Annotated in this window: 14 protein-coding genes; 9 read left to right on the top strand and 5 right to left on the bottom strand. The window is 47.5% G+C overall.

Features of this window, described 5'->3' with window-relative positions; genetic code table 11:
• Positions 1-71: 71 nt before the first annotated feature.
• Positions 72-1046: a galactose/glucose ABC transporter substrate-binding protein MglB gene (gene mglB, locus T411_RS0105720; protein WP_001881084.1), complete on the bottom strand. Its 975-nt coding sequence runs from the start codon at positions 1044-1046 to the stop codon at positions 72-74.
• Between the two features lie 498 nt (positions 1047-1544).
• On the opposite strand from mglB, the gene T411_RS0105715 reads away from it, so the two are divergent.
• Both T411_RS0105715 and nqrM read left to right on the top strand, forming a co-directional pair.
• A complete protein-coding gene (locus tag T411_RS0105715) occupies positions 1545-2027 on the top strand; it encodes a NifB/NifX family molybdenum-iron cluster-binding protein (RefSeq protein WP_000599443.1) in 483 nt (160 codons plus the stop codon).
• Positions 2024-2221: a (Na+)-NQR maturation NqrM gene (gene nqrM, locus T411_RS0105710; protein WP_000221701.1), complete on the top strand. Its 198-nt coding sequence runs from the start codon at positions 2024-2026 to the stop codon at positions 2219-2221. The genes T411_RS0105715 and nqrM overlap by 4 nt, the downstream gene beginning before the upstream one ends.
• Before the next feature lie 80 nt (positions 2222-2301).
• Here the strand turns inward: nqrM and T411_RS0105705 are convergent, their stop codons facing one another.
• Positions 2302-5373: a transglycosylase domain-containing protein gene (locus tag T411_RS0105705; RefSeq protein WP_000135543.1), complete on the bottom strand. Its 3072-nt coding sequence runs from the start codon at positions 5371-5373 to the stop codon at positions 2302-2304.
• Positions 5374-5748: 375 nt separating this feature from the next.
• On the opposite strand from T411_RS0105705, the gene carR reads away from it, so the two are divergent.
• The 4 genes from carR to T411_RS0105685 all read left to right on the top strand — a co-directional run bounded on the left by carR (position 5749) and on the right by T411_RS0105685 (position 9805).
• Positions 5749-6453: a response regulator transcription factor CarR gene (carR, locus tag T411_RS0105700; RefSeq protein WP_000070850.1), complete on the top strand. Its 705-nt coding sequence runs from the start codon at positions 5749-5751 to the stop codon at positions 6451-6453.
• Between the two features lie 25 nt (positions 6454-6478).
• A complete protein-coding gene (gene carS / locus T411_RS0105695) occupies positions 6479-7801 on the top strand; it encodes a histidine kinase CarS (RefSeq protein ID WP_001252949.1) in 1323 nt (440 codons plus the stop codon).
• A 212-nt stretch (positions 7802-8013) separates the two neighbouring features.
• Positions 8014-8787 carry an outer membrane protein OmpV gene (ompV, locus tag T411_RS0105690; RefSeq protein WP_000717059.1) on the top strand — a complete coding sequence of 258 codons (774 nt, stop codon included), beginning with the start codon at positions 8014-8016 and terminating at the stop codon, positions 8785-8787.
• A 97-nt stretch (positions 8788-8884) separates the two neighbouring features.
• Positions 8885-9805 carry a VirK/YbjX family protein gene (locus T411_RS0105685; RefSeq protein ID WP_001069570.1) on the top strand — a complete coding sequence of 307 codons (921 nt, stop codon included), beginning with the start codon at positions 8885-8887 and terminating at the stop codon, positions 9803-9805.
• A 27-nt stretch (positions 9806-9832) separates the two neighbouring features.
• Here T411_RS0105685 and T411_RS0105680 read toward each other — a convergent pair whose 3' ends face one another.
• From T411_RS0105680 to T411_RS0105670, 3 genes are read right to left on the bottom strand one after another with little or no spacing between them, the layout of a single operon-like run.
• The gene (locus T411_RS0105680) at positions 9833-10309 is read right to left on the bottom strand and encodes a response regulator (RefSeq protein ID WP_000413398.1); all 477 of its coding nucleotides are present in this window, start codon (positions 10307-10309) and stop codon (positions 9833-9835) included.
• A complete protein-coding gene (locus T411_RS0105675) occupies positions 10278-11627 on the bottom strand; it encodes a sensor histidine kinase (RefSeq protein ID WP_000067024.1) in 1350 nt (449 codons plus the stop codon). Before T411_RS0105675 ends, T411_RS0105680 begins: the two co-directional genes overlap by 32 nt.
• A gap of 9 nt (positions 11628-11636) precedes the next feature.
• Positions 11637-13049, bottom strand: coding sequence for an SLC13 family permease (locus T411_RS0105670; protein ID WP_001995169.1), 1413 nt, complete (start codon positions 13047-13049; stop codon positions 11637-11639).
• A gap of 384 nt (positions 13050-13433) precedes the next feature.
• On the opposite strand from T411_RS0105670, the gene T411_RS0105665 reads away from it, so the two are divergent.
• From T411_RS0105665 to T411_RS0105655, 3 genes are all read left to right on the top strand, one after another.
• The gene (locus T411_RS0105665; protein ID WP_000478912.1) at positions 13434-15065 is read left to right on the top strand and encodes a methyl-accepting chemotaxis protein; all 1632 of its coding nucleotides are present in this window, start codon (positions 13434-13436) and stop codon (positions 15063-15065) included.
• A gap of 111 nt (positions 15066-15176) precedes the next feature.
• Entirely contained in the window at positions 15177-16400 is a 1224-nt protein-coding gene (gene alr, locus T411_RS0105660) for an alanine racemase (RefSeq protein WP_000545503.1), read from the top strand.
• A gap of 120 nt (positions 16401-16520) precedes the next feature.
• Positions 16521-17399, top strand: a complete 879-nt coding sequence (locus T411_RS0105655) for an EamA family transporter (protein WP_001142129.1) — start codon at positions 16521-16523, stop codon at positions 17397-17399.
• Positions 17400-17433: the final 34 nt, after the last annotated feature.

The following is a 17433-nucleotide window of genomic DNA, read 5'->3' as shown; positions in this document are numbered from 1 at the left end:
TTAGCGTTGCAGCTTCAACATAAGAAGGGATTGTGAAGAGGGGATGTTTCCTTCCCCTCTTCTCGCCAAGGTTATTCGACGTTATTGATGTCAACGCCTACGTAAGGTACGCGAACGACCTTATTCTCAATAGTCCACTGAGTGCCTTCGGCAGCAGGTTTGCCATTGGCTAGATTACGCGCCAATTCAAAGGTCGCTTTAGCTTGGTTTTGCGCATCATTCAGCACCGTACCCGCCATGTCGCCGGACTTAATGAGTGCCAAGGCTTCTGCCAGAGCATCGACACCAAATACTGGGATTTTTTGGCCAGCACCGCGCAGAGCTTCAATCGCGCCCATCGCCATACCGTCGTTGTTGGCAATCACGACTTCGATCTTGCTGCCGTTAGGACCAGAGAGCCACGCGTCCATCTTGTCTTTGGCCATCGCGGTATCCCACATGCCGGTATCCATGTGCAGTTCTTGAGTTTTGATGCCGTTGTCGTTGATGGTTTGCACGGAGTAAGTGGTACGCGCTTCCGCATCTGGGTGGCCTGGTTCGCCTTTCAGCATAACGTATTGCAGTACACCATCGCCGTTTTTATCCCACGCTGGGTTAGCTTTCCACTGCGCAGAAATCAAATCGCCTTGAATGATGCCAGACTCTTTAGAGTCAGTTCCGACATAAAACGCTTTGTCATAACTGGCCATCGCTTCAGCGGACGGTTCTTTGTTGTAAAACACCACAGGAACGTCGTCGATTTTAGCTTTCTGGATGATGGTGGGTGCAGCCGCCGGGTCAACAAGGTTGATCGCGAGCGCTTGTACGCCACGCGCCAACATCACATCGACTTGGTCATTTTGCATCGACTGGCTATTTTGCGAGTCATTCATGAGGATACGCGTGTTGCTATCCGCCGCAGCTTCTTTTTCAATCGCTTGGCGAACAACCGACATAAAGTTGTCATCGTATTTGTAGATGGTAAAGCCAATGGTGGTATCTGCCAGAGCTTGTGTACCAAAACCCATACCAGCAGAAAGCATTGCTAAAACAGTTAACTTTCTCATTGAACAAGTCCTATTTGTTGTTTTGTATTACGTGTGTAGGGAACAACGCTTACTCGACCTTTTTGTACAAAAATCCACTTGCACAGTCAGTGAAAACGTTTACTCAGAAGTATAGTTTTAAAAAACACAATTAATGTGAACCAGTTAAAAAATTGTTCTTCAAACTGCCAAACTGTAACCATTTGTTTAAATAGTTTGAACTCAATAACAATTTAGCCCTTATATGATGACAATATCCGTGCTCACTCAGTGGCATAATGTCATATCTAAAAAAACAATGAGTGATAACGCTTACACCAAGCTAATGGTGGTGATAAGAATTGAGCTGCTTATGAAGTGATAGAAGTATAGATGGTGTTTTAACAAGATGACGAAAAATACCCATTCATTCGCTACTCACGCTCCACAGAGACGACAGATAAGTTTGCTGATTTCATTATTGGCATATGCCAATAATGGGCGCAAGATAGCGACGTAATCTTATTTAGGAGAACTAAAATGATTCTAGCCGTTCCTAGCCGCCACGGTGTGCCGTTTAACCATTTTGCCAAAGCGCCCTCATTTTCCGTTATCGATTCCAATACACAGCAGTTACAAGCGGAATTCCATCTTGAACTTGACCCATCAAAGTCCTGTGGCAAAAAGTCAGCGATTCTGCATCAGCTCCGCCACTATCAAATCGAAGGAGTTGCGGTTAGCCAAATCGGACAATCCATGCTGCAAGCCTTGTTTAACGCAGGGATCCGCGTCTATGCTTTACCTAGGGGAGTTGCTTTAACCGATCTGGTATTAACACAGTTACAGCCAATCACGGATTTAAGTTATGGCAAAGCCTCACCAAATAAAGTCCATGGTGAACGAGGATGTGGTAAACACAGTAGCAATCCTTCAGGCTCGCGTAACACATTCGTTTCGCCATCGACACACCTGTTTCAGCGTGGGTTTTCCATCAAACGGTTATGGAAAGGAGAAGAGAGATGACGTATCTACTGGCTTTCGGTGCCTTTGTGCTCTTTGCGGTTTTAATGACGTTAGGGGTGATGGCTAAGCGCAAACCGATTCAGGGCAGTTGCGGTGGGCTGGCTAACGTAGGGATTGATAAAGAGTGTAATTGTGAAACCACTTGCGATACTCATCAGCGCAAGCTTTACCAAATTTCCGAACCCAAAAAATAAGCCCCCTCTGCAGCTTCAAGCAGGCAAGACATAAACGATTAGGCAGGAAATCTCCTGCCTTAATCTTATTGTGCTTATATTTATTGTGTGCTTGAGGGGTTCATCGTAGGTCGGCACTCTTGCTCATTCGGAGCCAGATAAGGCGATAAAATCGGTGCCATACCTTTCAATACCTGCACCGGCAGTGCCGAGGTAAAGGTAAATTTCTCTGAATCACTTCCCGCGACGTACGCGGTTAGTGTTCCAAAGTGACGATCGCCCAAATAGAAAACAAAGGTGGCAGTTCGGTTACGCGCTAGAGATTGCACAACAGTACCAGCGCGGTTGACCGTTTGTAAGCGGTTATCGCCCGTTCCGGTTTTACCACCCAATACTATCGGCGTACCATCCGGCAGTTTAAACACACCAGAGATCCGTCTGGCTGTACCACTGTCCACCACCTGAGATAACGCCCCGCGCAACGCTCTTGCGACTTCGACAGGCAAGACACGCACGCCTTGAGTTTCAACAGGCGTGAACTCGGTTTCAAACGGAGTATCTTGCGCAAAATGCAGATGGTTAATCCGTTTCGTCGGCACACGTACACCATCGTTTAAAATAATACCCATTAATTCAGACAAGGCGGCAGGCCTATCACCCGAGCTACCCAGTGCAGTAGCAAGAGAAGGCACAAGGTGATCAAACGGGTAACCTAAGCGTTGCCAGCTTTGGTGAATATCCGTAAAGGCTTCCACTTCCAACATGGTGCGCACTCGGCTGTCACGGGCATTACGGTGACGAGTTTTAAACAACCAGCTGTACACTTCTTGGCGTTTATCACTGCTGGCCGCAACAACATCGCTAAAAGATGCCTGATGGTGTTCATTGAGATACCCCAATAGCCACAGTTCAAGCGGATGTACCCGAGCGATATAACCTTGATCCGGCAGTGAATATTTACCACGTCCATACTTGTTATACAGTTTCTCAAGCTGTTTATCAGTAAGCTTATCGCGCGTAATAGGCGGTAATTTATCATCCATAAAGCGCACAAACTCGCTAACGGATGCCTCTGGCAATAGGTAACGATGTACCGCTGCTAAGCGGTCGGCACTCGGTTTTAAACCTTCGAGCAGCGTCGCCATACGCTCGTCTGTCGTTTTATCTTTGTATTTACGCCAGAAGCGAAGTAGATATGCTCTACCCTCTTTATCCGCAAACTGACGCAAGTATTCCATGCGGCGCGGATCTTTATCATCCTTCATCAATTGAGCTCGATACCCTTCACTGTATAGGGTGTAGCGCTCAATATCTTTCATTAGTCGCACGAAAGGCAGGTTGATCGACTCACGCAATGCATCACGCATCGTCACGATACGTTCATCATCTTCTTTACGGAAGTTATTGAAGGTATGGATACCTCCACCGGTAAAAAAGCGCTCTTTCGGATCTGCGGAATATTCTCGTTCCAATGCCGCTTCTAACATAGTCGCCAAATCGCGTTTTGGACTCGTCAGTAACCATTCCAATGACCAGACGCTCAAAGTATCTTGTGCCTCTACCAGATGGCGGCGAAGTTCCATTACCGACAAGTCATGATATTTACTGTGCAGTTTGGCGATAATCTCAAGATAAGTCGTTAATACACGCAGCTTAGCGGTAGAGCCCAACTCCAACTTACTTCCTTCATTGAGGTCGAACGGTTGATTGGTGTTGTCGGTTTGCACACGCACTTTGAAACCTTCATCCGTTCGTTCAAACAGTGTGAAGCTGTAACGCACATCCGCCGTTTTTTCTGCCGCCAGTAAACGGAAACCAAGAATGCCCACTTGCGCTGCGTACTCAGGATTCGCCAATTTCTGCAAATAACGAGTAACTTCACTTTGTAATTCAAAGTTCAGCGTGGTTGAGGCGCTAAGATCCATTCGGTCAAGATCATACAAACTCACCCCAAGCTGACGGCTTAAATGGGTACGTGCCGCCAGTAAACCTTTATTGGTATTAATTCGAGTCACCGCAGGTTGACGCACAAAATCACGGAACTGCAATGTTGCGTTCAGTGCCGCATCCATTAATGATTTTGAAATCATCTTTTCACGGTAGAAAAGTCGTATGTGACTGTCGGTTAAGGCATTTAAATCAGGACGACCCGATACGGCTAGGTAGTATGACGGGCGACGATGAGCAATCATCAGCGCAACAACCTGACGCAATGCCAAACCTTGTTCGGCGAGATTAACAGACTGATTGAGTCGAGTATCCAGCAGTTGATTGACACGCTCTGGATCCGCTGCAAACCATACCCACAAACCATCACCTAAACCATGCACTTCACCATAACCGGGCGCAGCCGACAGCGGCACTGAGTTCAAATAAGCCCACACCACCAACTTACGCGCCTCTAGGGTATTGGCCCCAAGTCGATAAGCACGTACACTCGCCGAAACCATTTGGCGGATTTTCTCTTGTGGGCTGTAAGTCAACCCATCTTCTGAGTGACGGTATTTCTCAACTTGAGTCGCCAGCGTACTTCCGCCCGCCGATTGCCCATCCAAATCGAGCGCTTTACCGACCTGAGTCAAAGCCGCTTTAAAAAAGCGTGGCCAATCTACAGCAGGGTTCACCAGCGGATTTTTATCGCTCAACAAATCGCGGTTTTCGATGAACAATAGCGACTGCACAATCAGATCAGGGATCGCGTTAAAGTCTGCATAGTGGTTGCCGGGATAACGGAATTGATAAACGGGTTCAGTACGGCAATCAAATAAGGTAAGTCCAGCTTGCACTTTTTCCGTGTAAGGCACATACAGTCCATATTGCGCATAACGCTGAAGCTCATCGGAAAAACGCACTTGCTGGCGAATTGTAAAACCACGCTGCAATAGACGCTCTTGAATATTCGGTAGCGCCACATAACCTAAACGCTGGTCGAAAGGCCCGTAACTCGGGAACGCGATTTTGTCACTAGCTCCCGGCTCAACTTGATAGGTCAACCCAGCCGCATAACGACTGATTTCACGCGATTGCAGTGTTGAGGTTTCCATTTCATGGAACAGAGCGGCACCACCTGCTGTACCAATAAGCAGTACCGCAATTAGCCAGTATCGAGGTTTGTTTTTTTGTGCGCGTCGACGCTTTTTTAACACGCGGCGAGGAATTGAGTCAGAAGCCACTTAGTTGAATCCGTTTAATCACTGAGAGTGTAGCCATAAAGCAACAAGAAGAACTCATCGATAACCGATGATAATAGTGTAGAAGTGTAGAGAAGTTACTGAGTTTAGCGAACAGCATTTTCTTATCTGGTTAAAATCGTACCTGATGTATTTTTCGAACACTATGCATGGCGCACATCATTGCATAATGCCGATCGTGTGAACAGTACCTATGAAAAGAAAAAATACTCGTCGTGCCACATATACAGAACTCTATTTTGATAAACATTCCGTTTTCTGACAGAAACAAACAGAAATATTCGTTTTACTGATGATATTTTCAGTTAGTATTGGACGTTTGTTCCTTGATGGATAAACCGTAAATACGAGGTCCCCATGTCTAACCAACCCAGTCTCTACATTATCGAAGACGACACTAAACTTCGCGAAATGTTGGCCGAGTACATGACCAATCAAGGTTTCCAAGTAACCACTTTTGCGACTGGCGAAACCGCTCCCGAACAAATTCTGCTTAATCAACCTGATCTGGTTCTGCTCGATCTTATGCTACCTGGCGAAAATGGCCTGACAATTTGTAGACAGATCCGTGCACAATTTCTCGGTAAGATTCTCATGCTTACCGCCAGTGATGATGATTTTGACCATGTTGCGGCTCTTGAAATGGGCGCCGATGACTTCGTCAACAAGCCAATAAAACCCAGAGTGCTTTTGGCGCGGATCCGCATGCTGATGCGCCGAGAAGAGCGAACCTCCGCCAGTGCCGATGCTACCCATTTATTGCAATTTGGCGGTCTTTTACTTAACCAAAGCCGACGCCACTGCGAATTGGATGGAGAAGTGATCAACTTATCGGATAGTGAATTCGATCTGCTGTGGCTCTTAGCTTCAGCGGCGGATCAAGTTGTATCACGCGAGTTTTTGACCAAATCACTTCGGGGGATTGAGTATGATGGGCTAGATCGGACAGTCGACAACAAAATTGTCACTTTACGTAAAAAGCTATGTGATGACTCTAGCACGCCGAAACGGATCATTACGGTACGCGGTAAGGGATATTTATTTGTGCCTGACACTTGGTAAACCTAAGTTGATTTAAAGGAAACCTATGCGCCGCATTTACATCGAGTCACTTGTCTCACTGATCGTGCTGTTTTTTGGCAGCTTGGTCAGCTATAGCTTTATTGTCTATGAATTAGATACCGACTATGACTACGTACTGGAAGATTATCAGGCAGAAGCCTTACAGACTTTATTAAGTCAAATTCGTCAGTTAGACAGTCCAGAATCGGCGAAAACCGCACTGCGTGGCTATGCCGAACATATCCACAAAACTGTCGACTTACTACCACTCACCGAATTACCACCAGAAGTACAACAGCACTTTTCGAGTGAGGCAGCGCATTCTCCTATTTTCCACGATGATGACCGTAATTTATGGCTTCAGTTGGACTCCAACGAGCAAATTTATCTCCTCAAACCCGACAGCCACTCTCCTGTCTATCAAGCCATAGATCGCGCCGATAACCTATTGTTTGTCTTTATGTTAGGTGGATTTGCTCTCTATTGTATGTTCTTAATTTGGTTTTTGAGTCGCCGGCTACGTGAGTTGGAGCGGGTCACTCACGATTTCGCAAATGGTAATTTGCAAGCGCGAGCGAGTACTAAAAGCAGTAAAAGCGTGGGTAAGCTCAACCATAGCTTTAACATGATGGCCGATAAAATCTCTCACCTGATCCTCAGTAACAAAGCGCTCACCAACGCCATCGCACATGATTTACGCACCCCGATCTTCCGTATCCAGTGGCAAGCTGAAGTGTTAGCCGAAAGCCAGTTGAATGCAAAACAGCAACAGCAAGTTGCGAGCATTATTGAGGACACGGAGGAAATGGAAACCATGGTGGATGAACTGCTGTATTACGCCAAACTAGAACATCCAGAAAGCGACATCCAGAGTCAGTATTTAGAAGTTAATCAGTGGCTTGCCGACTTTATTGACGAGCAAAGCCATAAAAGCAGTTTACAAATACAATACCTCCCTTCTCTGCAACCCTTAATGCTGGATGCCGACCCTCAATTGCTCACAAGGGCATTGGTTAACCTCATCCGTAATGCAGAAAAGTACGCAGGTGATCGTCTACTGATTGAAGCGAGTACCGTCGACGCTAAGCTCTGCATCGCCATACACGACAATGGACCGGGGATTGAAGAGCAACATTGGCCGCATATCTTCGATGCCTTTTACAGCACTGACTCGTCACGCAACAAAGCGCAGTCAGGGTTTGGGCTTGGTCTTGCCATCGTTAAGCAGATCATGGCGCGTCACCAAGGTGAAGTCACGCTGACCAAGAGTCCATTGGGCGGAGCTTGTTTCTCGCTATGGCTACCTCTATACCCCAACAAACTGGAGTTGCCAGTAAACAAGCAGTGAGTTGATCCCCATGAGCATCAATAGACAATGCGATTGGGGTAAACCCTCGCGACCCGCACATGATTTCAGCTTCAATTAGAAAAGATAAGTAGACAGGGATAAGCCGCTCTGACAAAAGTCAGACATAGCCATACAAACTATTGATATTGTCCTCGCTAGCGATTTTGTACAGTGTTCACATCCAAACATAAGCTCTTAATTGGAAGGACATAATGAAAAAGATCGCACTATTTATCACAGCATCACTTATCGCAGGCAACGCTCTAGCTGCCCAAACTTACATTCGTAACGGCAATATCTATACCCACGAAGGTCAATGGGCTGCGGAAGTGGGTGCTTTTGGCAGTACTGACCTACTCAAGGATCAAGACAAATCTTACGGTGCTTTACTGAACTTTGGTTACCACGGTGAAGATTTCAACGCTGATCTTTCAGGCCTCAACTACCGCTTCTTTGGCAACACAGGCGATATCGTGAATCTAGGCACTTATCTGACTGGCAGCGGCGTTGCTTATGACCAAGATTCAGCAAACAGTGTCAAAGGCATGGACAAGCGCAAAGCCACGGTTGACCTAGGTTTAAACGCCGATATCGCGCTGGGTGACGGTACGGTATCAACCTACTTCCAACACGATATTCTTAATGAGAACAAAGGCTACAAAACGGGCGTTAACTACTTCCATATCATCGATTTGGGTGTCGCTGACTTAGTACCTTTTGCTGGTATCAGTTACCAGAGTTCGGATTACAACAACTACTATTTCGGTGTAAAAGACAAAGAAGCAACCGCGCAGCGTAAAGCCTACCATGCGGGTGGCGACTTCTCTTACAACCTAGGTTACAAATTGGTTTACCCAATTAATGACCGTTGGGAAATCACCCAAACCAGTGCTTACACTCGTTTAGGCTCTGATATCGCTCATTCACCCATCGTCGACAGCGCAAACCAGTGGCTCGTTGGTGCAACCGTCGCTTACCACTTCTAGTCGGCTAGCACTTCTGAACGATACCGCCTTCAGACAGGAGCTCCTCCTGTCTGATTTTTCTGCTTGAACTGCCCTGCGCTACCGAAATGGCTTTGATATGAACCCACGCATTGATTATTTAAAAAGCTTATCCACTCTCGCTGCTGAAATTTATCCCGATATTCGCGGGGTCAAGAAGCTTCGCTATAACGCTCGTTTCTGTCTGTGGGGGATCTTGATGCCGGATACCTTGGCTCGTATCCAAGATTTACTGAATCAGCCCTCTTTTCATCCGGTTCGCCAACACTATCCACGCACCTTGGAAAAACCGTTGAAACCTTATGTCTGTGTGAAATGGCCACCCCAAGAGCGCGCACAACGGCTGATTGAACATTTTGCATTTCTGGAAAAGCGCCATGCTCAACTGCTTCCGCTCATTTATCGTCATCAAGGCTGGTCGCTGTTTCAACACGAGTTGTTTTCGATTCAGCTCTGCCACGGCCCAGAGCGCGAAGGTTCACTTGCTCTGGTCTTGCTCAGTCAAGATCACCAACCCCTGTTCACGCTCGCGTTCAATATCAGTGGTCGTAACAAGCCTGTGATTCATATTGGCGCGTTGCAAGGCCCGGGACCCAACGTTGAAAATCGCCAAGAGATCATCCGTCAATTAACCCATCAGTTGCATGGATTGCGTCCTAAGGCGCTGATTATGGAAGTCCTGCTGATTTTGGCACGCTACTGGTGTGTAGAGAAAGTTTATGGTGTGACTAATGAGGGGCATGTTTATCAAGCGCTGCGTTACATCGGCTCAAAACGCAGTTCGGTACGCTTTCAGTATTCCGAGTTATGGCAAGAAATGGGCGGTGAAGCGATTAACCCTTATTGGCATTCGCTCCCAACGCATCCACCGCGTAAAGCCCCTCTCAGCTTGTCGAAAACTAAGCGCCGACTCTATACCAAACGTTATGCTTGGCTGACCGAGCTTGAACAGTCGATTCAAGCTAATTTGCAGCCTTGGGATAACGAGATTCACCACTAAGCTCACCTAACATCGCCTTTCCCGACTTCAACCACGCAGTCGGGAAAGCACAATGGTATTATCCAACTCGCTTTGCCATTCGGTGTAATCTAAACGCTGATCAAACACATAGTGAGTCACTAAACTGCGGACACAATCCACCAAGATTTTAGCGCTCCACGGTTTGTCAAAGTAGTGATGAATCCCAGCCGTGTTGATGGCATTAATGGTGTCGGTGTGGGTAGCTTGCCCAGTGAGTAAAACCTTTTTAGTGTGTATGAAGCGAGGGTCAGCGCTGATTTCACTGAGCAACTCGACGCCACTTTTGCCCGGCATCACGTGATCAGAAATCACGACCGCCACCCATTCCCCTTGGGCATCAAGGTCATCCAGCAGCTCCAAAGCTTCGTCTGCCGATTCGCAGTCTTCAATATTGATCCAGCGGCTCAAGGGCTCTAAATCCTGTAACACCGCACTCAGTACTTCGCGTTGATCATCCACGCAAATGATGTTCAGTTTCTCCATGGTATCCCTCAACTGGTAATTTAATCCTAAAAATGGTTTTGTCCTGATCGCTTTTCACCGCAACGGTTCCGCCATAGCCAGAGACAATACGTTTGACAATCGCCAGCCCCAGCCCAAGCCCAAACGAGAGCCCCTCTTTCTTGGTGGTAAAACTGGGTTGGAAAATCTTACGCCGCGTGGCCTCATCTATTTCTGGTCCATTATTGGCGACCGTCACGTATAGACGCTGGCGAGAACAGCGGGTTTGAATATCAATCGTAGGTTCCGTGGTTTGCGCCATCGCATCACAGGCGTTTTTAATTAAATTGATCCACACCTGTACCCACTCGGTTTGCGAGCCTTTGATGATGGGTAAACTTCCCGGACGCATCCGCACGGACACACGACGTAAGTCACTTTGTAACAGGGCCAAAGCGCGATTGATGGTGCTGTTCAAATCCACTTCTTCATCCAAGCGAATATCCGCTCGACCAAGCTGCTTAACCGATTTGACTATCCCAACCGAATGTTTTGCGGCCAATCGCAAGTCATGCAAATCTCGCCCCATCTGCCAATAACGAATCGCTAAATGCGGATTTTTCAGCCAGTGAGCGGAAAGCTCATTAGCGGGAACCGCGCGGGCTAACTCGCGGGCGATATCTTTGGGTAGCTGATACTGCTTTTCAAACACAGCACCGCGTTCACGCGCTTCACTGGACGACACTTTCTGCCCAAACAGCAAACCAAAATCGAAAAACTGACTCGCTTCTGGATGCACTTCTTCCAGTAACTCCATAAACAAGGCTTCTAGGCGTTCTGTTTTACTGCTGACCACCCCAATCGCATTGTTGAGCTCATGAGCAATGCCCGCCGCGAGCTGGCCCAGCGTCGTCATCTGCTCAGCAGAATATAGCCGCTCTAAAGCACGTTCTTTGGCAACCGCTTCTTGAGTGGCTCTTCGCTGCCGCTGAGATAACTCAGCCACAATCACAGGCATGAATTGAGTGCTGAGTGAACCATACTGCTCCACATCCTGCACTGGTGTATCACGATCAATCCACGCTAACTCGACCTCACTATCGGCAATCACAGTGGATGACGCCGTCCACAAGCCAGAGAAAAAACTGTGTACCCCAATAAATGCGCCGGAAGCGGCAGAAAAAACTTTAATGCGCCGCTCACCTTTTTCCGCAAAATAGCCAGAAACGTGGCCACTTCGTAAATAGTAAAGCCGATCGTTATAACCATTTTGGGCAAGCAAAATTGACCCAGCCGGTAAGGTAATACAGCGATCGGCATGGTTGAAATAGCGCTCAATAACGGCCGCTAAGTTGGACATAACGTTTCCTTAATGGCCGACCATGTTGAGGATCCACACCATCACAAAGCTCATCAGTACCCCAAAAATCCCCAAGATAATGCCCACTTTTGCCATTTGTTGGCTCTGTACATTCCCTGTTGCATGAGCCAGCGCATTCGGTGGCGTACTGATCGGCAATGACATCCCTAAAGACGCCGCAAAAGTGACCACCAGAATCAGCGTCACCTCACCGCCCAAAGGATTGAGTGGCGTCATGGATGCCCCAAGCGCGGCCATGATAGGCATCAGCAAGTTAGCAGTCGCGGTGTGTGACATAAAATTCGCCATCAGCAAACAGAGGATAGCCGCACCGAGAATCACGACATAGGGCGAATATTGGTCAAACGGAATACTGTGAACAACCAGTTCTGCCAGACCGGTTTTATCTAAGGCTAAACCTAAAGCAATACCACCAGAAACTAACCACAACACATCCCAAGAGATCATTTTTAAATCTTCTTTGCCAATAATGCCGGTCACCGAAAAGACCGCGACAGGGATTAAGGCGACTGAATAGGAGTTCATACCGTGCAGTGAACCGAGCATCCACAATAAAATGGTCGACGCAAATGTGATGTAAACAATGATGGCTTTGGGCGTTTTTAAAAACTTACCTTTGATGGTTAATTCAATGGTTTTCTGCTCCGCGCGATACATAAACTCAATCAGCAGCCAAGCGAGCGCCATTAAAATCACCACGAACGGGATCCCAAATGCCATCCATTCGGCAAACGTAATTAAGTTATCGCCCACCAAATATTTCAACGCGATTGCATTGGGTGGCGTCCCTATGGGAGTACCAATACCTCCAATATTAGCGGCCACCGGAATACAGAGCGCAAACGCCACACGCCCCGGATCTTTAGGGCCAAAAACAGCAATCACTGGCGTTAAAATAGAGAGCATCATGGCCGTAGTAGCTGTGTTCGACATAAACATCGAGAACACTGCGGTGATCATCATTAAACCCAACATCACGTACTTCGGATTATTGCCAAATGGTTTGAGCAGTACGCGGGCTAAGTTGACATCCAGCCGGTATTTGGTTGCGGCCATCGCGAGGAAAAAACCGCCTAAAAACAGCATGATAATAGGGTTGGCAAAGGTTGCCATGATTTCAGTTGATTTCAGCAAAGCACCAAATTCGCTTGTCCCCTCACCCAACCGAAACAAAATGAAGCCTTTATCGGAAAGCATCAGCACTTCGAGCACAATGATCACCACCGACGTGGAATAGATAGGAATCGGTTCAAATACCCACAAGAGCGCCGCTAATAGGAAAATCGCGATGACCCTTTGTTGTATGACAGTCAGCCCTTCGAAAGGGAATGCGGTGGCAGGAAGCATCAAGACCAACATGGGGATCAGCAACGGAATAATATATTTAAGATAAGGGCGCATCATATTCACTCTTCCTGAGAATCGATTATGTGTTTGGCGAGGAGCTGGCACGCTATCACCGCGGCAATCGTCATTATTGATGCTTAAAAAAGAAATGTTTGGTGTTAGATCAATGATTAAAGTTTCTTAACAGGGGAATACACAAAAGTGAGTCACAGTTAACAAATCGTTCACTGAAAATGGCTCTTAAGGCAGAAATAATAAAAACATAAATAAATTTATCTGCGCTTTCTGTGGCATTTGCTAACTTTATTTATAAGAGTCGTCAATTGACAATTGAAATGATAGTATGCGCCGACTTTGGGACATACGTAACTTTGTCGCAGATAAGGATGTTGTTATTCACGCGACTTTGAGTGACATCAATCTAAAGGTAAAACATTCATGTTTCTAAAAAACTTGTCGATAGGCAAAAAAATTGCAGCCTCGTTTTCGGTTATTGCAGTAATTAGCCTAGGATTCGCCATCTACCTGATTTCAGAGCTAGATAAAATCCAATCTGAATTACTCAACTACACCGATGACACCTTACCGGCAATGGAAAATGTCGATGCGATAAAAGACAAGATGTCTTACTGGCGGCGTACCCAGTTTGCGGTACTGCCAATGAAAGATGAAGCGCAAATTCGCCAAACTATCGAGCGTAATAATCGCGTTCAAGCAGAAATCAACGATTCTCTGGTGGCTTACGGTAAAACCGTATGGCCGGGCGAAGAAGAGCAAACCTTCAAACGTCTCATGGGAAATTGGAATGCTTACACGGCGGTCACCGATCAATTTAACCAGACGCTTTTGACCCAAGGTGCCGATGACGCTTACCCCATTTTGGCCAACTCACTCAGTACTTTCGAAGCGTTAGAGAGCGATTTCACGCTCCTGATCGGCATTTTGCATCAAGCCATGGACAGCAACAAAGTGCAAATCTTAAGTTCAGTGAAGACGCTCAACTCCACCTCAGTGGCCAGCAATATCGCTATTTTAGCCATCATGGTGCTCATGACTTGGCTGTTAACTCGCCTAATCTGCGGTCCGTTGGCGATTGTGATGAAGCAGTCGAATGCGATTGCCAAAGGCGATCTGTCGCAGACGATGGATCGCTCCTCTATTGGTAACGACGAATTGGGAACCTTGGCCAATGCGTCTGAGCAGATGCAGCAAAACCTCCGTCAACTGATTGATGAAATCATTTCAGCGGTGACTCAGCTTAGTAGCGCAGTAGAAGAGATGACGCAGATCTCTAACCAATCTGCAGATGGTATGAAAGAGCAGCAGTACCAAATCACTCAAGTAGCAACAGCAATGGCGCAAATGAAAGCGGCAGTGGCGGACGTAGCTCGTAACACCGAAGACTCCGCTAGCCAAGCGATGGCAGCCAATCACAAGTCACAAGAAGGGGCTCGTGAAAATGCTTCTATGGTTCGCTCGATCCAACAAGTGGCCGATATTATCGGAGAGGCGGGTCAAACTGTGAGTGAACTTGAGCAGCAATCTAGCCAGATCAACGTTGTGGTTGATGTGATCCGCAGTATTGCCGACCAAACCAACCTCCTCGCGCTCAACGCGGCTATCGAAGCGGCACGTGCCGGTGAATCAGGTCGCGGCTTTGCGGTGGTTGCGGATGAAGTTCGGACTCTGGCGGGTCGTACCCAAGATTCAACCGGTGAAATCACCACGATTATTGAAAAACTGCAAGTCATGGCCAAACAAGCCAAAGATGCGACTGAACGTTCTCGCTCGAGTATCGATAAGTGTGTGGAACAAGGTAACCACTCTCAGTCTTTGATGATCTCTATCGAAGAGTCGATTGCCAATATCGCCGATGTGGGTACACAAATCGCCAGCGCATGTAGTGAACAAGATTCGGTCGCGGATGAACTCAGCCGCAATGTGGAAAACATTCACTTGGCGTCACAAGAAGTCGCGCAGGGTTCACAACAGACAGCCCAAGCTTGTCGTGAACTGACTCAGCTCGCGGTTTCGCTACAAGATACACTACGCCGATTTAAGATTCGTTAATTTTCACGCTACCTACAGGGCGGCGTCTTTCTCTATTCTTCTTGCGACTTGGAGCAGCCGCTTCTCAGTCGCAAGAAGAATGTTCCATCAATGATAACCACAGGAGATATCATGCATTTTAAAGCCACGCTGCTTTCTCTCTCTATCGCGGCGACTTTGCCTTCTTTCTCTCTCTCTGCTGCGCCATTACACATCGACACCGCTTTACCGGATGCCGCTCAAATTCAGCAAAGTAATTCTTGGCTGGAGATTAGCTTAGGCCAATTCCAAAGCAACATTGAACAATTCAAATCACACATGAACGCCAACACCAAAATTTGCGCCATCATGAAAGCCGACGCTTACGGTAACGGTATTCGTGGTTTAATGCCGACCATTATCGCGCAAGGCATTCCTTGTGTGGGGGTGGCAAGTAATGCAGAGGCGCGTGCGGTGCGTGAAAGTGGCTTTAAAGGTGAACTGATCCGTGTGCGCTCTGCCAGCCTAAGTGAAATGTCCTCGGCACTCGATCTCAATATCGAAGAGCTGATTGGTACCCACCAACAAGCCCTCGATCTGGCGGAGCTTGCCAAACAAAGTGGTAAAACGCTCAAAGTTCACATCGCGCTGAATGACGGCGGCATGGGCCGTAACGGCATTGATATGACCACGGAAGCCGGCAAGAAAGAAGCCGTCTCTATTGCGACTCAACCTTCGTTGAGTGTCGTTGGCATTATGACCCACTTCCCGAATTACAATGCGGACGAAGTGCGCGCAAAACTGGCTCAATTCAAAGAGAGCTCAACTTGGCTAATGCAACAAGCCAATTTGAAACGTGAAGAGATCACACTGCATGTTGCGAACTCTTACACCGCGCTCAATGTGCCAGAAGCACAACTGGACATGGTTCGTCCAGGTGGCGTGTTGTTTGGTGATTTGCCAACCAACCCTGAATACCCATCGATTGTTTCTTTCAAAACACGTGTGTCTTCGCTGCACCATTTGCCAAAGGACTCAACTGTGGGTTATGACAGTACTTTTACTACCAGCCGTGACAGTGTGCTGGCGAACCTGCCTGTGGGTTATTCTGATGGTTACCCGCGCAAAATGGGCAATAAAGCCGAAGTGCTGATCAATGGACAACGCGCCAAAGTCGTGGGAGTGACATCGATGAACACCACTGTGGTTGATGTGACCGAGATTAAGGGCGTGCTCCCCGGTCAAGAAGTGGTTCTGTTTGGTCAGCAACAGAAGCAAAGCATCGCGGTCAGTGAGATGGAAAACAACGCTGAGCTGATTTTCCCTGAGTTGTATACGCTGTGGGGAACCAGTAACCCACGTTTCTACGTGAAATAAGCTATACCCAAACAACTTGGAGAAACCACCCAATCGAGGTGGGCGCATACGCCCACCTATCTCCACAGACCTTTTTACGGCATAATCTCTTCGCACTTTCTGCTGAGTTTTTCATTATTTATGCCAACAATAAAATCTCCTTTACTCATTGCTATTCTTAGCTTGCTCGCCGCTATGATCACCATCCAATCCGGAGCATCGATTGCGAAACAGTTGTTTCCACTGGTCGGCCCGGGCGGTACCGTAGCGCTACGCATCAGCCTCTCTGCGCTGATTTTAATGCTGATTTTCCGCCCTTGGCGTGCACGCCTCAGCTGGCCACAATGGCGCTCTATGTGCATTTATGGTGCAAGTTTGGGTGGGATGCAGCTGAGTTTTTACTTCGCTATCGAACGTATTCCACTGGGTATTGGGGTAGCGTTAGAATTTTCAGGCCCACTGCTGCTCGCCTTACTCTCCTCTAAGCGTAAGAAAGATCTGATATGGGTTGCGTTGGCTATTCTTGGTATTGTGTTCTTATTACCGGATATGAACGGCGTTGATGCGTTAGATCCAATTGGCGTTGCGCTCGCATTAATTGCTGGCGGTTTTTGGGCTGGCTACATCTGGTTCGGACAACGTGCTGGCAGCGTAGGCTCAGGCGGTATGACGGTTTCGATTGGGATGCTGGTTGCCGCAGTCATCTATTTCCCAATCGCCACTCAATTGGCCGAAGCCTCGATTTTTAGCTGGTCGATTCTGCCGATGGCACTGCTGGTCGCCGTAATGTCGAGTGCCCTACCTTATAGCCTTGAGATGGTGGCACTCAGCCGACTCTCTACACAGCATTTCAGTGTATTAATGAGCTTAGAGCCTGCGATTGCCGCGATGGCGGGGTTAGCCATTTTGGGTGAAACTCTACAATGGAGCCAGTGGCTGGCGATTTTTATGATCATTACTGCGTCCATGGGCTCTACCCTGTCCGCGGCGAAATCACCGACTAAAGTGACTCAAGAGTAAAAGCACCGCGGTCAATCATAGGAAAGAAAGAAAT

Source organism: Vibrio cholerae ATCC 14035 (assembly GCF_000621645.1).
GTDB lineage: Bacteria > Pseudomonadota > Gammaproteobacteria > Enterobacterales > Vibrionaceae > Vibrio > Vibrio cholerae.
The sequence above is the reverse complement of the archived record's forward strand: the minus strand, read 5'-3'. Positions and strand labels throughout refer to the sequence as shown.

Bases quoted from the DNA above. Each gene is read 5' to 3' on its own strand.
- mglB (WP_001881084.1), bottom strand. From the start codon at position 1,046: ATGAGAAAGTTAACTGTTTTAGCAATGCTTTCTGCTGGTATGGGTTTT.
- T411_RS0105715 (WP_000599443.1), top strand. From the start codon at position 1,545: ATGATTCTAGCCGTTCCTAGCCGCCACGGTGTGCCGTTTAACCATTTT.
- nqrM (WP_000221701.1), top strand. From the start codon at position 2,024: ATGACGTATCTACTGGCTTTCGGTGCCTTTGTGCTCTTTGCGGTTTTA.
- carR (WP_000070850.1), top strand. From the start codon at position 5,749: ATGTCTAACCAACCCAGTCTCTACATTATCGAAGACGACACTAAACTT.
- carS (WP_001252949.1), top strand. From the start codon at position 6,479: ATGCGCCGCATTTACATCGAGTCACTTGTCTCACTGATCGTGCTGTTT.
- ompV (WP_000717059.1), top strand. From the start codon at position 8,014: ATGAAAAAGATCGCACTATTTATCACAGCATCACTTATCGCAGGCAAC.
- T411_RS0105685 (WP_001069570.1), top strand. From the start codon at position 8,885: ATGAACCCACGCATTGATTATTTAAAAAGCTTATCCACTCTCGCTGCT.
- T411_RS0105680 (WP_000413398.1), bottom strand. From the start codon at position 10,309: ATGGAGAAACTGAACATCATTTGCGTGGATGATCAACGCGAAGTACTG.
- T411_RS0105675 (WP_000067024.1), bottom strand. From the start codon at position 11,627: ATGTCCAACTTAGCGGCCGTTATTGAGCGCTATTTCAACCATGCCGAT.
- T411_RS0105670 (WP_001995169.1), bottom strand. From the start codon at position 13,049: ATGCGCCCTTATCTTAAATATATTATTCCGTTGCTGATCCCCATGTTG.
- T411_RS0105665 (WP_000478912.1), top strand. From the start codon at position 13,434: ATGTTTCTAAAAAACTTGTCGATAGGCAAAAAAATTGCAGCCTCGTTT.
- alr (WP_000545503.1), top strand. From the start codon at position 15,177: ATGCATTTTAAAGCCACGCTGCTTTCTCTCTCTATCGCGGCGACTTTG.
- T411_RS0105655 (WP_001142129.1), top strand. From the start codon at position 16,521: ATGCCAACAATAAAATCTCCTTTACTCATTGCTATTCTTAGCTTGCTC.